We start from the raw sequence: 18,784 nt of genomic DNA, 5'->3' as shown, positions 1-18,784 counted from the left end.
GAAAAAAACTAATCTAGCTTCCCACTGGGCATATAAAAACATTCAAATCCTAACGAATGATTAATTACGCATCTTTAGCACATCGAAATCCCATATGTCCTGTAGAACTGTCTGGTGTATTGGAACTACGGGCCGCTACTCGATAACGATTACAGTAAGATTCGTGACAAAGATAGGAGCCTCCACGTATTACTTTTGATGTTCCGTTTGGTGTACCTTTGGGATTTTGTCTTGGGTCATATACATGATAGGTTGAACTGAACCAATCAGAACACCATTCCCAGACATTTCCACAAACATTATATAAGCCATAATTATTTGGTGGAAATGATCGAGCTGGGGCAGTTCCTTTATATCCGTCTAAACCTTGATCTTCGTTTGGGAATTGCCCCTGCCAAATATTTGCATAGTGTTGACCGTTAGGTAGTAATTCGTCTCCCCACGCATATTTTTTTTGTTCCAATCCTCCCCTAGCAGCAAATTCCCACTCTGCTTCAGTCGGCAGTCTTTTCCCAACCCAGTTGCAATAAGCTAAAGCATCATTCCATGATACATGAACTACTGGATGATCCCATCTATCTTTAAGTGTTGAATCCGGTCCTTCTGGATGTCTCCAGTTTGCTCCATCAACAACTAGCCACCAAGGAGTCTGTTGAACAAATTGAGTAACCTTCGTTCGTGTTTCATTTGACACTAGCGAATGAAAAACAAAAGACCAGCCGTAAATTTCTGCCTCAGTTTTGTAGCCTGTATCAGATACAAATTCTTCAAACTGAAAATTTGTTACTGTACAAGCGTCTATGTAGAAAGGATTAACTTTTACTTTACGTACCAATCCTTCACCATCGTCCTTGTGCCCTTCGGGATCATCGGTTCCCATTAAAAATTCACCACCTGGAACGTAAATTGCATTTTGGTCAGACCCCCCCTTACAGCTTTTAACAACACTTAATCCTAAGGATTCAGATACAGTTGATTTTTGTTTTTTTGGCAAACAGCAGCCGGAATTTTTTTCTAGTTCCATTAATAACCCTCACTTTTAGCATTATTATTTCAACAAAAAGCTTTCTGCACTGGCTATTTCGTGAAAATTCCAAAAAAAGATTCACCATAAATTACACCTCCAAAACTATTTTTGGTTTGTTCATCATTTACGAATAAAAATTTTCAAAAAACGAATCTACATCGTTGAAATTAATATACTTTCTCTTTAAGTTAATATAAAGTGTAAATTAGTGAGGCTTAGTTGAATTTTTTTCACTTAAATGAATCGGAGTGATCCTATGAATCTATTACAATTGGAGTACTTACTTGAGGTTGCTAAAACAAAATCATTAATTAAAGCTGCTGAGAATCTTCATATTTCTCCGTCTGGTATTAGTAAAGCCATAACTAATCTAGAAATGGAACTTCAAATAAAGATCTTTAATCGTTCTAGATTGGGTGCTGAGCTTACCGAAGATGGAGAATTTATTGTAAGTAAGGCGCAGGAAATTATGCTAAAGGTCAAAGATATTTCCATTTTTGCGCATCAGAAGCTTTATCCAGAAAAAATCAATATATCATTATCTGTCAGTCCTAATGCTATGTTAGTAATCCCTAGCGCACTTGTTACTTATAAAAAAAAATATTCTTATTGCCAAGTAGAAGTTTTTGAAAAAAATCCTAATGCAATTTTGTCCGACGTTAAAACGGATAAGACTGATTTTGGTATTACAATATTTACTGACGAAATGGCAGCTACTAATCCCGATTTGGAATTTGAAACCATTCTCGAAGGTGGCACAGTAATTTGTGCCAGCAAAAATTCTCCCCTTGCTTATTTAGAAAAGGTACAAATTGAGGATCTTGCTAATCAATCTTTGATTCTTACGGAAGATCCTATTTTGTCAGGATATGCAAATGAACTGATTAACTATGTTCCTAATATAAATATATTATTTACAACAAACAATGTTAAGGTAATTACTGAAGCAGTATCAGAGGGTTTGGGTATTATTATTACAATGAATTTATTTTTGAATAAACTTACTAGTATTCAAAATGGTAGCATTATTACAATTCCATTTGTGTTTCCTCATCCATTTCGCTTTTCAGTTGGAATCGTTCGATCGAGACGCAAAAAATTATCCGAACATAGTAAACAATTTATTAAAGCATTTAAACAAAATCTTCCTTGAGTCAAAGCTAAATTTTTCTTGAAATAGGATTGAGACAATTATTTAATTTTTTTATTAGCAATTTTTACCGGAAAGCGACGAGGAGAAATTCTTGCTTTAAGATGGACAACGTTGACTTTGAAAAAGGTGTAATTTATGTACGCTCCTTAATTTACGTATTAAATATGAGGAAGAACGAAAAAATGCATTTCTTAAATAGCCTGATAATACAGGCTTTTTTTTGTTTATTCAGGGTTTTATGCTTATGCAGTTTGGGATGCTCGGTATTTCGCAAAACCCAATGCCGACAAAACAAAAACGATATACCTTTTGTTATTGGTGGCTTCCTCAGAGAGTTAGGTGCTATATTTGGAAACTGATTACCGTTACCTACTCTAACAGTTGGAATACTAACTATTATTCCTATAATTTGTGGAATGATTATGTTAAAAAATCAATAGGCATGGAGTAAATTAAATTGTAGTTATGAAATTGATAATCCTTGTTCAACCTGCCCGGTAAGTCCAATAATAAAGCCACCATAATGGCAGTTTAAGAAAGGCAAGCCAATTGCAACGACAACTTGATCATTTATTCATGCAACTGAAATTACAATTAAAACATTTAAAGTGATAATCGTTATAACAGTAGAAGAAATAAAAAAATCGACCACAATGGTCGACTCATTTTACTTGTGATCGTTTTTCATTCGGTCAGTTGCTCATGTCGTTTCTTTGCCCTGATAAGCGTGCTTTTACTTATGCCTGTTATATTTTCCACTTGCATATAGGAGTTGGTTTCAAGAAGCTTCAATGCATGCTCGATTTGGGCTTTTTTAAACTTCCTCGGGCGGCCTTCTCTAAAATCTTCGCGCTGCTTCGCTAATGCTTTCCCTTCTTGGGTTCGTTCCACAATTATATTTCTTTCCATTTCCGCTACCGCTAACATGGTTTGAAGGAAGAACCGCCCCATAGTTGTGTTTTCGAGTAATCCTACATTTAGTACGTGGACCCGAACACCCTTGTTGAATAATTCCTCTACAACGTCAATTCCTTCACGAACATTCCTGGCTAACCGATCCAGCTTGGTGACCACTAATGTGTCGCCTTCAGTTAATTCTTTAACCAATTTACTAAACTTTGGTCTTTCCAACTTTGTACCAGTGAATTTTTCCTCAATAATCTTATCGCAGCCTTCAGCTTGCAATCTCTCTATTTGCACATTCAAGTCCTGTCCTAAAGTGCTTACGCGACAGTATCCATACTTCATTTTGTTCACCTCACTTATGAATATAAGTTATGACACCATTCAATACCCTTATTTTATCACTTCCATATTTTGGAGTCAAAACTTTTAAGTTATGACACTTTATGCATAAAAAAAAAGACCGTCTAGTTGACAGTCACTTTCTTAAACTATAGCCCCCTTTACTTTAAGTGAAAACCTTCACAATATTTAATTTAAAATACTCCCTATTTACCATATCGGGACATAATAAAAAGGCAAACACAACCGTGCTCGCCTTTTTATTGCAATGTGGAATTAGATAATTATGAAACCCTTATGCTTATCCTACAGGTTGCATTCTTAATATTGAAGACATTCTTATTATTAAAGCATTTAACCTGTGATTGAGGTTATCCATTAAGAACGTTGCTTTAATTAATAAAGTAATTAAAGCCGAAAATAAGTTAATAAGTTTTTTCAAAATATATCCCCCCACATTGAAAGTTAGTGTTATAAAAAACACCATTATTATTATTCGTTATATAAATAAATTTATTGATTATTATTAATGATTTGGGCTCGGTCTTCCATTTGTGGAGGTTCTTCAAACCAGCCATGTTTAATTTTAATTTCAATTCCTTCTTGTCCATAAAAAAATATATCTTTGGCGATTAATGCAATTTTCATGATTATATCATTTCTAAAAGTGAAAAATGTTCCAAAGGCATTCCCTGTAATACTGAATCCATTGAGAATAAAGATACAATGCATCATGAGTTTTTCTGAGAATGGTGGAACTGTTGAAGTTGTTACTGTACTTCCAGATGTAGCGGAAAAATGAACATTGCTATCCAAAAGGATTTCCTCAAACATTTTTATTTGTTTCTTACAAAGCTCCATTCCTTTTACAAAATGTGCTTTAACCTCTGGGGTCTTTGCACATTGAGCAAAACCAGTAATGAGCTGTAAACCAACATTATTTGATTCTATGCCGTGATGAAGAATACCCAATTCAAGGTCATTCAAAGCCCTTTTTTCTGCAAACAGATTAAAACCACTCTGGTATTTTTTGCTTTTAATGAATTCGACTGTTTTTGGCATGGTCGTTTTTGGAGGAAGAGACAAAATGCCTTTTTCCAGCAAATATTGAGTGGATAAAAGATAAACTCTTTGAGTCGTAGAAGTAAGTCCCTCATAGAGCTTTATCATTTGGTTGTTGTAAGCCATATTCATATTCATGGTGTACATCCCCATGCTAACTTCTTTTAATACGCGGACAAACATAACATCAAATCCATTATCATACAACTTTGGTGCTTCTAAGTTCACATCTTCTTTTGTAAATCCAATAGGTTTAGCTATTCCTTGGTCTTGAAAAATCTTTTCCATCTCTAAAACATAAGAATTTAGTGACTCCCACAAGCCTCCTGTAATATTTTTAGCCCGTTGGTCATCTGCCTTTTCATTAAAGTATTCTAAAATCCTGAGAATCATGGTTTTTTCTTGATATGTTAACCAAAGTGTTCCCACTTCTGAGGCACTTAAAGGGTTTGTTAAGACCAATGCAATTTACCTCCAGATTTTTTTCTTATTTTCCACGACCAAATTACTTATTATGTAAAAAATACGGAAATTAATCCATGAGAAATCCACCATAGATACCTAATCATAAAAATGAACCAACATTGAACCACTAACCTGCCCTTTAGTGCAAGTAAAAAGGAGCTACTACCGCAACCCCTTGGAACTTTATTGAAGGTTTTAATCTTGTCATTTTTTATTAAAAAACGACTTCCTTATATGGTTAGGTTCCGTTATGTATTGAAAAGCATATAGAACCAAAGCCCTTAAGAAATTTATTGCTAAATATTTAACTTTTGTTAAATTTTCTAAGGAAAATATTTTATTATCTTCGACAACTTTTAGTCCGCCGAAGATAAATGACATATGGAGGAGAGTATTTGAAATAATGTATAAAGGGAATTTACCAAAAGTCACTTTTAATATCCATAAGCTAGTAACAAGGTATGGACCGAAATTCATAAAATTCATACTTTCAAAAGGTCCAATACCATTATAAAATTTCCACCAATTTTTCTTTTCACCATAAAAATCTAGAGCTTTAGTGAATGTACACATAAAAATGGCAGTGGGCAGAAATCTTTTAAATGCTTTACTACCCAGTAACGGTACCGTTAACCAAGGTAGAACCAGTAAAGACAGCAATAACAATTTTTGATTTTTCATTTATATCACCCAAAGAATATTTGTTTTATCAAATTTTAGCTTATTCTTTAACAAAAATCCCTTCTTTATACAATCCCCATATTCTTCACAATTCGTTATTCCTTCTTCAACTAAACTGCCCGTTAGTGCAACAAGAAAAAAGACCGCTGCAGCGATCACATCATTCTGAACAAAAGCACCAGTAAGTTGAAGAAGACCGAATGACATTAGATAATACTTTCCCTCTTAAAATCAATCAAATCAGGGTCTAATTCCACAAGCTTATCTTCGAATTCTTCCCATCCTTTTTGTTTAATAAATTCTGCTTCCTTTGAAGTAATTGGAATTAACCAAGCCATTATTATAGTTTTTTTATCATCAACTTTAAAAGCATCAAATGAATCTGGAAAGTAACCTGGACCTGTTACATAAAGGGCTTCTAAATTTGAGTCTTCAAAAATTGGTCCATAGGGTCCAATTACATCTCCTCTTAAGAATGCTGTACTTGAATCTAAAGCCATCTGGCTAACTTGTGTCAGTAATGCAGGTATATTTAAATTTCCAATATTGGAGTATGAAATGAAAATTAATTCCTGCCAAATTTGTTTTCCAGAAACATAGGAAGTCAATGGAACTTTACTTAATCCCAAAGTAGAAAATGTTTTAGTACCTGAAAAAGGACCTTTACTGTATTTTACAATTTGAACAGGAAGTCGTTCGCCTCTATCATCATTAGTACAGCCACATTCAATCATTCCTAGATGATTCTCTAAAAACTGTATAAATTTATCCATTTGTCCACCTTCATATATACGAACTTTACTTATATTTCTCCTAAATTACTCGAATCCCTTCTTCAACTTTCCCGCTCCAATACATTAATAAGGAAAAAGCAATCCTCCCTTTATTGAAGAAACGTACCCTTTACTTTAAGTACAATGATTCACACCTCTATCTTTAAAGTGATGGATATTTCTGTTATTGAATAATTTGAAGGTGTGTGTATAATTTTAATTAATTGCATAAGAGGAATGTTTTCTAGGGTTCCGCAGCTTTAACGTTGGTCTGGTCCGAGAGAAAACTCACAGCTTTGCTGTGTCACGGAAGGATAAAAGCCTGGGAGAAACTGTTTAACAGTCATCTCTCAGGCTTTTTTTTGTTTTGGTAAAAATAAGATTGGAGGAATCATTAAATGAAAGCACATTGGATTAAAGTTTTTATTGCAGCACTATTTGAGGTATTTTGGGTGGTTGGACTGAAACACGCAGATGACTTTTGGACTTGGTCCGGAACTGTTTTATCCATAATCATCAGCTTCTATGGAATGGTTATGGCGGGTCGAAAACTTCCCGTAGGAACTGTATATGCAGTTTTTGTGGGATTGGGTACAGCGGGCACTGTTATCTCTGAAATAATATTCTTTGGTGAACCATTCAAAATAAGTAAAATACTTTTGATTTTATTGTTACTAGCAGGGGTAATTGGTTTGAAATTAGTGACAAAGGATACAGTTCAGGAAGGGGCTGATTCCTAATGGCGTGGATTTCTTTAATCCTAGCAGGGTTATTTGAAATGTTTGGTGTTGCTATGATAAATAAACTTCATAGGGACCGTAATTGGCAGTCACTGGTTCTAATGTTTCTTGGATTTGGGGCAAGCTTCATATTTCTATCTTATGCAATGGAAACACTTCCTATGGGGACAGCATATGCAATTTGGACAGGAATTGGTGCGTCTGGTGGAGCAATAGTAGGAATGCTTTTATATGGAGAATCAAAGGATTGGAAAAGGTTGGTCTTCATCACAATGGTCTTATGTGCGGCGGTAGGACTAAAACTTGTTTCATAATTGGAAAAATAGATAACGATTGCCTATCGATCTAGGGGAGTACTAAAAAATTCAATTTATGATGTTTGGGATTAAGAAAAGCCTAATTTTACCTCCAGAAACTATAAGATTAGGCTTTTTTCTACTCCAAGAAAACTGCCCGTTCGTGAAAAAGGAAAAAGGAGCCGCAACTACAACTCCTTGTTTCGCTCAGGCCCCCGTTATTTCTCCCAAAGCTCAACCAGTCTCCCTTCAGGATCTTTAATCCAAATAAACTGACCAAATTCACTAACCTCTTTTTTCTTTTCAAGCGGTACACCAATTTGTTCAAGATGCTCAATCGTCTCGTCAAGATTATAAACTTCGAAATTCAACATCACTTGCTGCTCTGTTGGAAAGTAGGTGTCATCTTCAGTAAAGAAAGAAAAGATCGTTTCATTTCCTGAATCAGGTTTAATTATAGTCATATTCCAATCATTAATTTCAATCTTCAACACTTCACTGTACCATTTTTTTACATCCTCAAGATTTTTAGTCCTCCAAAAAATTCCTCCGAAACCCTTTATTATCATAAAAATCCCCTTCCTATTCCGTTAGTTACTAATTTTAAATTCTAGTTTTGAAAGCGAATTCCTTCTTTCACTAACCTGCTTCGTTCGTCACACAAGTCACTTTGGATCTGAGTTCTGAAAAAATCACTTCCTTAGTAAAGAAAATAGATAGTAAATAAAATAAATGGACAGATTGACAACAAACAAAGAGGCAATGAAAGATAGTAGATTTATAGATATAGAATTTTCCCAGGGAGAAAACCTTACCTCCTCGAACGTCCCCCTGGTCCTCTCTATGAATAAAAGAATGCAATCATTCGAGCAGCGGGATAGATTAGTATTTGTCCCAATAGTGTTCCAATAAGTTTTGTTCCTATTAACATGATGACAAGGGCTTTAACATCTCCATACGGTCGTTTTCCCCTAAGTGCCTGATAAGTGATGATGGCAGATTGAGGATCCACCAACAGCGTTAATAAAATGGTGGCAATACCGTTTATCATTCCAGATGAAGCTGACGCCGCCAAACGGAATTTTTCATCAACAAAGAATGCTGCATAATATGCAGCAATGACCCCAATGGTATATATAGCTGTGATCATCGTATTAAGTAATAAAAATCGTTTGGGTATTTCTCGAAACCTTAAACGTGTCATCATATTTTTTCTAGGTCTAGTAGTACTTTTAACAATTCTTTTTATGTTATTAATACTCAAAGCCTCTACTATAATAGAAGGGACTGACCCTCTTACTTCAAGCTGATCGACAGCTTTTGAAAATAACTTTAAAAACGTGGGGATTAACACAATTCCTACAATCGTTCCAATCGTGGCAGATAAAATGACCATTCTAATATCGGACAAAGGATCTTGATGTTTTAATATACTAATTCCAATTAGTCCACCAATTAAAGGAGCTTGGAACATATTTGCCGTCCTCGATACTAAAACAAAAATATTAAATAGTGATATAGAAAGTGCAAACTTCCCATTTTTTACAGAGTTAAGTCGGACTGAATAAGCCAGTGTGTCAATTAAATGGACGATTAATGTCAGAATGGTTAGTTCAAGCAAATGCATGGTCATAACGAGTGCCCTCATATATTCTAAGAATCTACCACTTAATTATAACAATTTTTTACAATTTATACTAATCTACCTAAAAACACAGGGATTTCTTACTAAATTCCACTTTTCTTCTCTAATTCGCTAACCCTATGTTCTAATTCTTTTATTTTTCTCTTTGAATCGAATGAAACATTAAATGCAACTAAACCAAGAACAACAGCCGCAACACTTATGTAGATCAATCGTATTCCTCCTTTAATATTTTATGCAAATATAGGTGCTTGATGTGTTATAAAAGTAAATATACCAATCAAGGCTAAAATGACACCAATATAAAATAGAATATTCCAAACATCTATTTTCCCCACTTCTTTAAAGTAAATTTTCATCTCAAATACTTTACTATTATTTTTATATTTTCCTAATTTTAACATATTGATAATCCTTATTTAATTAACCTGTAGTATTTCGCCATACCTGAATAAAAATTGATGGAAAGGGTAGTATACATCTTAAAACATTCATGAGGTGATCCAAATGTCTAACATGATGAAACAAGAAGAAATAGAAACATTAAGAGAGTTAATCAAAGACGTAGACACGGCCATGCTGACTACGGTAACGGAAGAAGGGCTTGTTTCTCGTCCTATGAAAACACAAGAAGTAGAGTTTGATGGTGACTTATGGTTTTTCACAAAAAAAGAGACTAATAAATATGAAGAAATTTTACATGATCAAGATGTAAATGTGGCTTATGCAGGTAAATCCTATGTTTCCGTCCGAGGAAGAGCGGAAATCGTTGAGGATTTAGGCAAAAAAAAGGAATTGTGGAGCAAAGCATATGAGACAATAATGCAAACTTCTTATGATGATCCTAACGTTGTCTTGCTAAAGGTAAAAGCAGAAGCAGCCGAATATTGGGATACCGGTAATTTTACGAAGAAAATCGCCTTTCTCTACAAACGCATGACAGGGCAAAGTTCTCAATCGACAGATGTGAATGAAACGATTGAAATGAATAAATAACTGCAAAAATAGGTTGTCATAGAAATTAACTCGATTACGAAAAAAAAGGATAATACCTTCAAATAGGTATTGTCCTTTTTCTTGCTGATTTTTATTTAGTATTATATTTCTCTTGGAGCAGAGGTCACCTTTGTCTTTCCTTATAAAACTAACCTGTCCCGTAAGTTGAGCTGCAGAAATCCTTCTTAAACTCAAGCACCCAGTTCGTTGATGAGGTTGTTGCTAATTTTTTCCTTTATAAAATTATTTAGAATTACCAACCTTAATTAATTTTGATATAAAAACTACATCTTGTCTTCCTTCACCATCTAATTCATTATAATCAATCACTTTATATCCAAGACCTCTGTAATCCTTTGTTCCACCATCTTTATATATTTCAGTTTTAATCGCAAATACTGGAGGTTTGTTAAGTTTAGCAAGACTTAAATCTACAGTGAAAAATAAAACGGGCAGTAATATTAATATAAGTGGAAAATAAATAATTTTCCTTTTCATAGCCAACCCTCCTTAAATTTTTTCTTTCGCTATGAAAGGGGCGATTTCCTTCTTGAGCTAATCTGCATCGGTTAGATCAAGAAGACGAAATAGAAACAAACCACTCATGTAAAAACGAACCTGCGTTCCTTTAATAAAGTTCAACAAGAAAAAGCGTTAATCCTTCTTAACCTTAATTATGGACAAATAAAAAAATGCCTAATCCCACATGTACCAAGGGTTTAGGCATTTTATAACCAGGGTCAAAATTTTTGATAGCCGGCAGAACCGTCCCCTGGTCCTCCCCCGTCACCCCATCTCCTGTCTAAATATCAATTCCTTAAGCAATCGTCGACCTCTAAAGAGTCGATTTTTGATAACGCAAATGGTTTCATTTAATAGCTCGCCAATTTCCTTATAAGAATACTGTTTAAAGTAATAAAGGATGATTGGTTCTTTAAATTGGGTAGGTAAGGAATTAACAGTATGATACAGCCACTTATTGTCAAGCTGTTGGATGGCCTCAGTTTCTGCTGCTGGGTCAGTATGCAACACTTCCATTTTTTCAAGATCATCGATTAGTAGAGTGTGTTTGACCGTTTTACTTCGAAAATAATCGATGCACTGGTTAATAGTAACCGTGTATAACCAGGATTTGATCGAAGACCGTTGTTCAAACGAGTCCCATTTCAAGAATATTTTGATGAACACCTCTTGCATAATATCGTCCACGATTATCCAGTTACGAACATATTTGTAGGCTACGAAACGTAGTTCGATTTCATATTCTTTAATCAACTGGTCAAAATCTTTTTCGGATAAGGGACAAGAGGGTGCAACACGATTTATATTATTTTCAACCACTGTCCCCACCCTTTCTCATTCATTTGTTATATTTGTAAAATAATCGGCCAAATCCACGGCATTCCGGGCACGGATTTAAACTGCGGTCCCCCTGTCCATTGTCACTGAATTTTCTCTATTTCATTAATGAAGAGCTGATAATCCTTTTGTCCTTGGTTTGTATTTTTTACTTTTAGTTTTCCTTCATATAGAGATTTTCCTGTTTTTAGATCGCGAATCTGGATGGTGTGTCCGGTTGGTGTTGCTTGAATGATATATAATTTATCATATATTAGTTTCATATAGGGAGAACTCTCACCATTTTTATTCTGGACGATCTCAATGGTCAGTTTTGTGCCCCACTTCTGATTTTTGATATCATACGTATTCACTTCTATCCCCTTTGCCGTCTGGGATGGAATATAAATGGAAGACTGGCTGACAGCGGCCAAATTGTTAATGGATCCTAACATTTCATCAGGCACTCCTATTTTTTCCAACTGATTTGTTTCTAAATCGTACACCATGACTTCATTTGAGACTACTTGCGGTCCAGCTTCTGATCCCATTTCACCATTATCTTGGGCCGGTTGCTCACCATAAACATCCAATTTTAATAAAAGATATTTTTCCGGTTTAATAGAATTATCATCATTCATAACGAAGAGGTCTGACCCACCATTCTCTACCGGTGGAGTCGTATAAATCACTTCATTCTTCACTAGCTTTTGTTCAGCGATGTTAATGGTGTAGACATTCAGATCACTTCCGCCTTTTGTTTGAAACCCCCGAGTGATGACCTTTAGGTTTCCAGCGATGACTTGGACATCAACCACATCCATCCAACTATATGTTTCATTTTTGGGCACATCCAGCTGAATGGAAGTCGTCTCTTCTGATTTTTTATTAAAGAAGTCAACATCAATAGAAGCATCTCTAGAGTCCGGGTCAATTATATTAGCATAGGCTACTAGTTTTTCATCTTCATAAAAGGCAGCAGGGTTTAATTCCTTCCCACGCATAAAGCTTCGATATTGATTGATCAATTTTTTTATAATGGGTCCATTGTTAACCCTGGTTAGTCGTTGAAAGAACGATTGGTTCGTTAGATTGATAGTTTCCTTATTTGTGATTTGTAATGATTGATTCAAGTTACCAACCACATAGTCACCGGATAGGAGTAAATCATTGATTTCCTCTTCATTCCCGCTTACTTTTTCAAAATCAATCGTTGTATTCTGTTCGGCAGCCAAACTGGATTGTATATAAAAGGTGCCAATAATAAGTACTGTTACGATACTAAGCGTGATGATTTTCCAATATCGTTTCATTTCTGTGCCTCCCTAAACCCTTACTTTTTTCTGAATGAGGAAATTTCCTGTCCAAATAGCACCAGCCAAAACCAGTATCCCAGTTCCTAGTTCCATGAAGAATAGTTCTAGGGGATAGAAATAATTGTTTAGAATAAAAGTATTCACTAATAATGGCAGTAAAAAAATGAATACAGACGCAGCACTATAGAGAAGGCCATAAAACACCCCTTTGAGGCGATATGAACGTTCAAACAAAATGGCCGTAAAAACAATCATCACAGCCGCGATTCCACCGCCATAATAAAGAACAAATTCCGTAAAAGTATTCGGGAACATAATCTGCAAATCTGGAAACTTAGTCATTTCATACACGGAAAGGTCCGTTCGAAACTCCTGTGGAACGATCATTTTCAAAATATAATTTTCGATTGGGAATAAAACCAGCTGCATGGCAACAAGACTGATTGTAAATAGGAAAATCGTGGTCGCCTTTGCTAAATAAACATGAAGGCGGGCTGTCGGCAGCATCAACAAACGATAAATAAAGGTATTTTTCCCCAACCAATCACGATACCAAATAAAAAAGACATAAATCAGTAAAACAACCATACAAAGTCCAATTGGCCCGATAAACCAAAGTGTCTGTGAAATATTAAGTAAGGAGAGGGTGCCAAATTGTTCGAGAAACTCACTCTTCGACAGGTGTTCTTCATAGATCATTTGATTGGATTGACTTACATATTTTCGTGCTTTATAGATTACGCCAATGATTTGGGAAACAATTGTCACACCCATTAAAACGACAAATAATTTCCAAAAGCGAGTAAACTCGAAATTGACTAGCTTCAAATAACGACTCATCCTTTATACACCTCTCTCATCACATCAATGACCGATTTCCCTTCCGTTTCTCTTACTTCTTCGGTATTAAATTCTTTTAACACGACCCCATGATCGAGCAGCACGACCTTATCAATGAGATGTTCAATATCAGTGATTTCATGTGTCGTGATGACAACCCCCCGGTTCTCGATGAGATGACTCGTAAATACCTCTGCAATCTGCTCCCTGCTAAAGATATCAATCCCGGAAAAAGGTTCGTCCATTAGGATATAATCCACATCCAGAGCTAACCCGAGCAGCAGGTTCACTTTGGCGGTGTTGCCTTTCGATAGTTCGGAAATTCGATCAGATTCTTTTAGTTTGAAAAATTGGAGCAGTTCACTTGCCCTGTCCTGGTTCCAACAATCGTAAAAGTCAGCCATAAAGGTAAACGCATCGCTGATTTTCATTTGCGGAAGCATCGTAATCGCATCTGGGATAAAGGTGATTTTTTCATAGCTTCCCTTATGAATTTTTTCTCCATTAATGAGGACTTCACCGCTATTTATCGGGGTTAAGGCCATAATCGCTTTCATAATCGTTGTTTTCCCGACCCCATTAATGCCAATTAAACAGGTAATCTTCCCTTTTTCAGCTGTAAACGTGACGCCATCTAACACTTTCTTCCGACCAAATTTTTTGGTTATATTTTTTACTTCAATCACTTAAATCCCCCCTATTCATGACTTTCCCGCTCAAACTCGTTCTTCACCAAGTCCCATGCTTCGTGTAATGGTACCTGGATGGAACGGACGGATTGAACGAAAGCATCGACTGCCTCTAAGATTAATTCCTCTCGAACCCTTTTCAACACCTGCTCGTCTTTCGTAATGCGGCTAGGCAAATTTCCCTCCGTAAAGATCAACCCCTGTTCCTCCATTTCTTTATACGCACGCTGCGCCGTATTTGGATTAATTTTCAGCTGATTCGCTAGTTCTCTTCGCGATGGAATTTCTTGACCCGGTTCAAAATACCGAGTGGCAATTTGTTCCTTAAAATGCCGAATCACCTGCACATAAACCGGATCCCTATTGTTAAACTTGACATCCATAGACCCAACTCCTATAAATTCATACTGTATTATACGGTTAATACACCAATGATAAAAAAAGGCTAAAAAGAGATCAGACTGTACCATTGAGCTCAAATGTATTAAGCGTGTAATACACCTGTTGCTTGTATTATATACTTAATACACTATTAATGCAAGAGGGCGGCAAAGGGAATTTTCCCAATTCGTTTTTTATGGTGGGAACCAACCAACCAGAAGAAGAAAGATACAGGGGACGGTTCATCTCTCCCATGAAAAAACCATGCATGATTTACTCTTGCAAGAATACATGTTAGAGATGGCATCCATCTTAATCTTATACAAGCAAAACACCTAACATTTCTTTACCGATGCCAGGCACCACCCGCTTTTGTTGGTCGATCATTTGTTTAGGAGGAGAGTATGTTGAAATTGGTACGAAGGGGAGTAGGCTTTTTTCTGGAGGCTCATGATGTATCGGTTGCAGATTATCCAAGAAATACAAAGATGATACTGGGGGAGCCATTGCAGCCATTTTACAGTCTGCTGGATTAATTGGCGGTTTCGGTTATGCGTTTTGCATGATGGCTACTGGAGCGATTGTCCTTGCAACTATCATCTCTGTTCAAGTTTATCCTTCTTACCTATGTAGTGACGGCCATCTTACTGCTGATCATCTAGCCCATAAACAAAAAGGAGCGTTAATCCTTCTTGGATCAACGCTCCCGTTAGCTTAATACTAACCAGATTTTTTACTTAATTAATTTGTAAAATTATTATCTTTTTCAATCCTCTTGGTTTGCAATATATCAAAAATAACAATAAATCCACCAATTAATATAAATAATAGACTTAACGTATATGGAACCCACCCCATAATATCATTTAGCACTGTTTCAAATTTCCCTGGTGGGTCACTCCACCCATTCAATTTAGGAATATACAAAGCAATTGCAAGATGCATTAAACCAAATAATACAGTTCCAGAAGAAAATAAAACATACCCAAAAATCTGTAATTTTTTTTCATCCAATCCCTCCTAAAAATTGCCTATATCCTAATTTATTCAGGATATTTCCAATAAGTCCTTCTTCAACTATGCACCCGTTTGATTAACAAGAAAAAGCTGCCTCAATGACAGCCATAATCTAAACTTAAGCACACTTTACTTAAGAACACTATTTAAATGTCCTGTTTTAGATATATTGTATTATTGGTTTAGAGTATTGAATATTCCTTCTTGGACTAAACTGCCCGTTACTTCGATAAGAAACGAACATCCTTCCTTCAGAAAAATAATCCTCATCAGGAGTAAAAATGAGGATTATTTAATAGATACAGTCACATCTGTTACCCACAGAAACAAACTGCACCAACAATGATTAATAAAATAAACAACACAACTATCAGTATAAAATCACCGCAGCCACGTGCAGGAAAACAATCTGTATAAACAGGTGCTGCATAGCAGTAAGATAATTGAGGTTGGGGAATAACATTAGCCGGTATGGCATTTGAAATCGGTAAGGCATTTGAATACGGTATGGCATTATCCATTTTTTACACTTCCTTTCGAATGTATAGAGAGGTAATACGACTTACCCTATATATTACACTCAGAGAGGAAGTTGGAGCCCGTCTGTATTAAAAATAGGCATACTGCTTTAACGTACTGGGGGACTGTCCCCATTCTTTTTATATTTTTAACAACTTTTACGTAATTCATCGAAATTCCACCGATCTCGATTCAATTTATCCTTAAGTCTATGTAAGGCTCGATGAAGAGTGACTTTGACCTTGCCCTCCGTACATCCTAGTATAGTAGCAGTCTCAGTGACAGAATATCCTTTAATCTTCCGTAAGATAATGACCTCACGGTAGGGAAACTTTAACTCCATGATCGCTCTGTATAAAATTTGTGTTTGTTCCTTACGATCCAACACTTCTTCAGGAACCAGCTGATTTTGGTCAGATAAGAGTAAATCCAAATCTATCAAACCATCATTGATTGCCCTTTTTTTTCGATAATGATCAATAATAACATTACGTGCAATGGTGTATAACCAAGTCTTATACGACGACTCTCCCCGATAATGGGCTAAACCGCGGTAAGCTTTAAAAAACACTTCCTGCGTTAAGTCCTCCGCTTCCTCTTTACATTTCGTCACAAATAAAATATAGCGATAAATAATAGGGCTATATTGATGAAATAGTTCCTCCAAAACAGTATCTTCCAACCCCATTTTGATGTCCTCCTCCACCTATCAAGCTAGTATCCTTTTTGAAAAAACTCCTTGATCATCGCCTGAAGCTGCTCCGGTTGTTCAACTACTGACCAATGCCCGCAATCCTTTATTTCCCTTACTTCAATATGAGGGATATAGTTAACTAATACTTGTTCTAGGATTTCCGGTGTAAGGATGTCATGGTCACCTTGTGCAACTAGCATGGGGATCCGACTAAGTTTGGAAGCAGCCTTTGACACATCATAGTTATCGGCAATGTCTTTCCCTATCAGCTCATTTACCCTCGCATTCGATTGGGTTTTCGTCTTCTTCGTTAAGCTTTCAGGCGAGTACACGTAATACGGATCAATCATTTTAAAAATCTCCGCAACGTCCACCTCTTCACTATCCACTTTAGGCGATACCTCTTCCAGCCATTTCCGTTCATCCATTGTTAATCGATTCATCAGTTCTTTCTCAAATCTGAAATACCCTTCCGTTGTCGCACCCACCGCGGCCGTCATAAATAGTTTATTCACATGATCAGGGTATTTGACGGCGTATAAAAGGGCTAGCATGGACCCCCACGATTCACCAATAAGATTCAGTTTCTCTATCTTGAAAAATTGACGAAGTGCCTCTAACGTTTCAACCTCTCCATCCATCGTATAATCCTCATTTTCTGCTTTCTCTGATTGCCCACAACCTCTTTGGTCATAAAAAATGAGTGTAAAGCGTTGGGATAAATCTTGTAAATGAGGTAAAAAAAAGCGATGCTCCCCACCTGGTCCACCATGTAAAAAAATCAAAGGTTCCCCTTTTCCCATTATGTTGGTGTAGATCATTTCATTCCTAAGCTTGATATACTTCTCTTCTCCCATACAAATCCCCACCTTCTCCACGAAATAAACCGACCGGCTAGTTTATATAGACCAATTATAACCAATATTTTCTAAAATGTATAGCAAAAGGAAGCGACAAAAAAAGAAGGGACAGTCCCCCGCTGCGTTAAAGCGCCGGGGGACTGTCCCCAAACATCACAAGTCACCAAAAAGCCGAGGAGAAAAAACCCCCAGAACCGTCCCCTTGGCTTTAGTTTCTCATTCTTACTGCATAAGGATAAATGGGATCCTTTAATTGAAATTCATACGTAACACCATCGACAATGCCAACTACTTTTTCGCTGTCATAAAGATCAAGCATAAATCCAGCCATTTCTTTCGCTGTATGGTATTTAGGTAGAAGTCCTTCGAATTTCACATTTTCCTCTAGGTCATTCGATACTTTTGCAAATTCAGTTTCAGTTGCAGCTGGCGCTAATACTTTTGCTTGCATCCTTGCACCTTGTTCTTTTAATTCATGTGCAAGTCCCTCAGTAAAGGCACTTACATAGAATTTAGAAGCACAATAAGTGATGGCATTTCCAATAATCGTATAGCCTCCACCCGAAGAAACGTTAATTACTTGCGTTCCTTCCACGGTTGAATAGTCACGCACATAAAGTGAAGTTAAAATCGTTAGCGCTTCAATATTTAAATTCAGCATCGTCTCAATTTTAGTTAAATTTTGATCACCAACGGATGCGAAATTACCAAACCCAGCATTATTGATCCACGTTTCAATTTCGTATTCCTTTAACTCTTCATATAAGATATACGCATTTTTCGTATGAGATAAATCCACTGTTTTTATAACCACTTCTAGTTCTGCATTTACTTTCGCGATTTCTGATTTTAGTTTTTCAAGCTCCTCTGTTCTACGTGCCACAATGACTAAATTTTTTCCACGAGCTGCAAATGCAAGAGCTGTTTCATACCCAATCCCAGAACTTGCACCTGTAATAACTGTATATTTCATCATTTCATTTCCTCCTACTATTTTGTATATACTCATAAAAATGATTGTTTAGCTGATACGGATTTATTATATTG

The 18,784-nt window shown here is 36.1% G+C and carries 26 protein-coding genes, 1 pseudogene and 1 riboswitch; of the genes and pseudogenes, 6 read left to right on the top strand and 21 right to left on the bottom strand.

The genetic code is table 11. The annotated features are described in order from the left end of the window. Window positions 1–64: 64 nt before the first annotated feature. Complete coding sequence (locus AA0X95_RS04905; RefSeq protein ID WP_413306017.1) at window positions 65–1,024, bottom strand: formylglycine-generating enzyme family protein; 960 nt, start codon at window positions 1,022–1,024, stop codon at window positions 65–67. Window positions 1,025–1,283: 259 nt separating this feature from the next. Here AA0X95_RS04905 and AA0X95_RS04900 point away from each other — a divergent pair, with 259 nt between their 5' ends. Further along, window positions 1,284–2,180: a LysR family transcriptional regulator gene (locus AA0X95_RS04900; RefSeq protein ID WP_413306014.1), complete on the top strand. Its 897-nt coding sequence runs from the start codon at window positions 1,284–1,286 to the stop codon at window positions 2,178–2,180. A 684-nt stretch (window positions 2,181–2,864) separates the two neighbouring features. Here AA0X95_RS04900 and AA0X95_RS04895 read toward each other — a convergent pair. The 5 genes from AA0X95_RS04895 to AA0X95_RS04875 form a co-directional block, all read right to left on the bottom strand. Further along, a complete protein-coding gene (locus tag AA0X95_RS04895) occupies window positions 2,865–3,428 on the bottom strand; it encodes a recombinase family protein (protein WP_413306011.1) in 564 nt (187 codons plus the stop codon). Between the two features lie 510 nt (window positions 3,429–3,938). Next, window positions 3,939–4,949 (bottom strand): DUF3231 family protein, encoded by a 1,011-nt coding sequence (locus tag AA0X95_RS04890; RefSeq protein WP_413306008.1) that lies wholly within the window; start codon window positions 4,947–4,949, stop codon window positions 3,939–3,941. 207 nt (window positions 4,950–5,156) lie between these two features. Then, entirely contained in the window at window positions 5,157–5,633 is a 477-nt protein-coding gene (locus AA0X95_RS04885; RefSeq protein ID WP_413306006.1) for a hypothetical protein, read from the bottom strand. Beyond that, window positions 5,634–5,840, bottom strand: a complete 207-nt coding sequence (locus AA0X95_RS04880; RefSeq protein WP_413306003.1) for a hypothetical protein — start codon at window positions 5,838–5,840, stop codon at window positions 5,634–5,636. Beyond that, window positions 5,840–6,406, bottom strand: a complete 567-nt coding sequence (locus AA0X95_RS04875) for a suppressor of fused domain protein (RefSeq protein ID WP_413306001.1) — start codon at window positions 6,404–6,406, stop codon at window positions 5,840–5,842. The genes AA0X95_RS04880 and AA0X95_RS04875 overlap by 1 nt, the downstream gene beginning before the upstream one ends. 233 nt (window positions 6,407–6,639) lie before the next feature. After that, window positions 6,640–6,737, top strand: a riboswitch (guanidine-I (ykkC/yxkD leader). A 67-nt stretch (window positions 6,738–6,804) separates the two neighbouring features. On the opposite strand from AA0X95_RS04875, the gene AA0X95_RS04870 reads away from it, so the two are divergent. Together AA0X95_RS04870 and AA0X95_RS04865 are read left to right on the top strand one after the other, a co-directional pair. Beyond that, on the top strand, window positions 6,805–7,146 hold the full coding sequence (locus tag AA0X95_RS04870; RefSeq protein WP_413305999.1) for a DMT family transporter: 342 nt from the start codon (window positions 6,805–6,807) through the stop codon (window positions 7,144–7,146). Then, window positions 7,146–7,460: a DMT family transporter gene (locus AA0X95_RS04865; protein WP_413305996.1), complete on the top strand. Its 315-nt coding sequence runs from the start codon at window positions 7,146–7,148 to the stop codon at window positions 7,458–7,460. The genes AA0X95_RS04870 and AA0X95_RS04865 overlap by 1 nt, the downstream gene beginning before the upstream one ends. Before the next feature lie 200 nt (window positions 7,461–7,660). Here AA0X95_RS04865 and AA0X95_RS04860 read toward each other — a convergent pair whose 3' ends face one another. The 4 genes from AA0X95_RS04860 to AA0X95_RS04845 form a co-directional block, all read right to left on the bottom strand. Then, entirely contained in the window at window positions 7,661–8,008 is a 348-nt protein-coding gene (locus tag AA0X95_RS04860) for a VOC family protein (RefSeq protein ID WP_413309853.1), read from the bottom strand. Between the two features lie 275 nt (window positions 8,009–8,283). Continuing rightward, on the bottom strand, window positions 8,284–9,075 hold the full coding sequence (locus AA0X95_RS04855; protein ID WP_413305993.1) for a lipid II flippase Amj family protein: 792 nt from the start codon (window positions 9,073–9,075) through the stop codon (window positions 8,284–8,286). 95 nt (window positions 9,076–9,170) lie between these two features. After that, entirely contained in the window at window positions 9,171–9,299 is a 129-nt protein-coding gene (locus AA0X95_RS04850) for a hypothetical protein (protein WP_413305991.1), read from the bottom strand. Between the two features lie 21 nt (window positions 9,300–9,320). Continuing rightward, window positions 9,321–9,491: a hypothetical protein gene (locus tag AA0X95_RS04845; protein ID WP_413305989.1), complete on the bottom strand. Its 171-nt coding sequence runs from the start codon at window positions 9,489–9,491 to the stop codon at window positions 9,321–9,323. A 103-nt stretch (window positions 9,492–9,594) separates the two neighbouring features. Here AA0X95_RS04845 and AA0X95_RS04840 point away from each other — a divergent pair, with 103 nt between their 5' ends. Beyond that, window positions 9,595–10,083, top strand: coding sequence for a pyridoxamine 5'-phosphate oxidase family protein (locus AA0X95_RS04840; RefSeq protein ID WP_413305986.1), 489 nt, complete (start codon window positions 9,595–9,597; stop codon window positions 10,081–10,083). 243 nt (window positions 10,084–10,326) lie between these two features. Here AA0X95_RS04840 and AA0X95_RS04835 read toward each other — a convergent pair whose 3' ends face one another. The 6 genes from AA0X95_RS04835 to AA0X95_RS04810 all read right to left on the bottom strand — a co-directional run bounded on the left by AA0X95_RS04835 (window position 10,327) and on the right by AA0X95_RS04810 (window position 14,649). Then, on the bottom strand, window positions 10,327–10,581 hold the full coding sequence (locus AA0X95_RS04835; protein ID WP_413305983.1) for a hypothetical protein: 255 nt from the start codon (window positions 10,579–10,581) through the stop codon (window positions 10,327–10,329). A 288-nt stretch (window positions 10,582–10,869) separates the two neighbouring features. Then, window positions 10,870–11,424 (bottom strand): RNA polymerase sigma factor, encoded by a 555-nt coding sequence (locus tag AA0X95_RS04830; RefSeq protein WP_413305980.1) that lies wholly within the window; start codon window positions 11,422–11,424, stop codon window positions 10,870–10,872. Between the two features lie 101 nt (window positions 11,425–11,525). Continuing rightward, the gene (locus AA0X95_RS04825; RefSeq protein ID WP_413305978.1) at window positions 11,526–12,734 is read right to left on the bottom strand and encodes a hypothetical protein; all 1,209 of its coding nucleotides are present in this window, start codon (window positions 12,732–12,734) and stop codon (window positions 11,526–11,528) included. Between the two features lie 12 nt (window positions 12,735–12,746). Next, window positions 12,747–13,577, bottom strand: a complete 831-nt coding sequence (locus tag AA0X95_RS04820) for a hypothetical protein (RefSeq protein WP_413305975.1) — start codon at window positions 13,575–13,577, stop codon at window positions 12,747–12,749. Next, window positions 13,574–14,263 (bottom strand): ABC transporter ATP-binding protein, encoded by a 690-nt coding sequence (locus AA0X95_RS04815; protein ID WP_413305973.1) that lies wholly within the window; start codon window positions 14,261–14,263, stop codon window positions 13,574–13,576. The genes AA0X95_RS04820 and AA0X95_RS04815 overlap by 4 nt, the downstream gene beginning before the upstream one ends. 11 nt (window positions 14,264–14,274) lie before the next feature. Next, window positions 14,275–14,649 carry a GntR family transcriptional regulator gene (locus tag AA0X95_RS04810; RefSeq protein WP_413305970.1) on the bottom strand — a complete coding sequence of 125 codons (375 nt, stop codon included), beginning with the start codon at window positions 14,647–14,649 and terminating at the stop codon, window positions 14,275–14,277. Between the two features lie 402 nt (window positions 14,650–15,051). Here AA0X95_RS04810 and AA0X95_RS04805 point away from each other — a divergent pair, with 402 nt between their 5' ends. Then, the gene (locus AA0X95_RS04805) at window positions 15,052–15,183 is read left to right on the top strand and encodes a hypothetical protein (RefSeq protein WP_413305967.1); all 132 of its coding nucleotides are present in this window, start codon (window positions 15,052–15,054) and stop codon (window positions 15,181–15,183) included. Between the two features lie 26 nt (window positions 15,184–15,209). After that, the gene (locus AA0X95_RS04800) at window positions 15,210–15,365 is read left to right on the top strand and encodes a hypothetical protein (protein WP_413305964.1); all 156 of its coding nucleotides are present in this window, start codon (window positions 15,210–15,212) and stop codon (window positions 15,363–15,365) included. 23 nt (window positions 15,366–15,388) lie between these two features. Here AA0X95_RS04800 and AA0X95_RS04795 read toward each other — a convergent pair whose 3' ends face one another. The 5 genes and pseudogenes from AA0X95_RS04795 to AA0X95_RS04775 form a co-directional block, all read right to left on the bottom strand. Beyond that, on the bottom strand, window positions 15,389–15,661 hold the full coding sequence (locus tag AA0X95_RS04795) for a hypothetical protein (RefSeq protein ID WP_413305962.1): 273 nt from the start codon (window positions 15,659–15,661) through the stop codon (window positions 15,389–15,391). A 317-nt stretch (window positions 15,662–15,978) separates the two neighbouring features. Next, window positions 15,979–16,056 (bottom strand): annotated as a pseudogene (locus AA0X95_RS04790) (YjcZ family sporulation protein); the annotation flags it as partial. 275 nt (window positions 16,057–16,331) lie between these two features. Continuing rightward, the gene (locus AA0X95_RS04785; protein ID WP_413305959.1) at window positions 16,332–16,871 is read right to left on the bottom strand and encodes an RNA polymerase sigma factor; all 540 of its coding nucleotides are present in this window, start codon (window positions 16,869–16,871) and stop codon (window positions 16,332–16,334) included. Between the two features lie 26 nt (window positions 16,872–16,897). Continuing rightward, entirely contained in the window at window positions 16,898–17,734 is an 837-nt protein-coding gene (locus AA0X95_RS04780; RefSeq protein ID WP_413305956.1) for an alpha/beta fold hydrolase, read from the bottom strand. Between the two features lie 211 nt (window positions 17,735–17,945). Continuing rightward, window positions 17,946–18,710 (bottom strand): SDR family NAD(P)-dependent oxidoreductase, encoded by a 765-nt coding sequence (locus tag AA0X95_RS04775; protein WP_413309851.1) that lies wholly within the window; start codon window positions 18,708–18,710, stop codon window positions 17,946–17,948. Window positions 18,711–18,784: the final 74 nt, after the last annotated feature.

Source organism: Neobacillus phoenicis, from assembly GCF_047302305.1.
GTDB lineage: Bacteria > Bacillota > Bacilli > Bacillales > Cytobacillaceae > Neobacillus.
The sequence above is the reverse complement of the archived record's forward strand: the minus strand, read 5'-3'. Positions and strand labels throughout refer to the sequence as shown.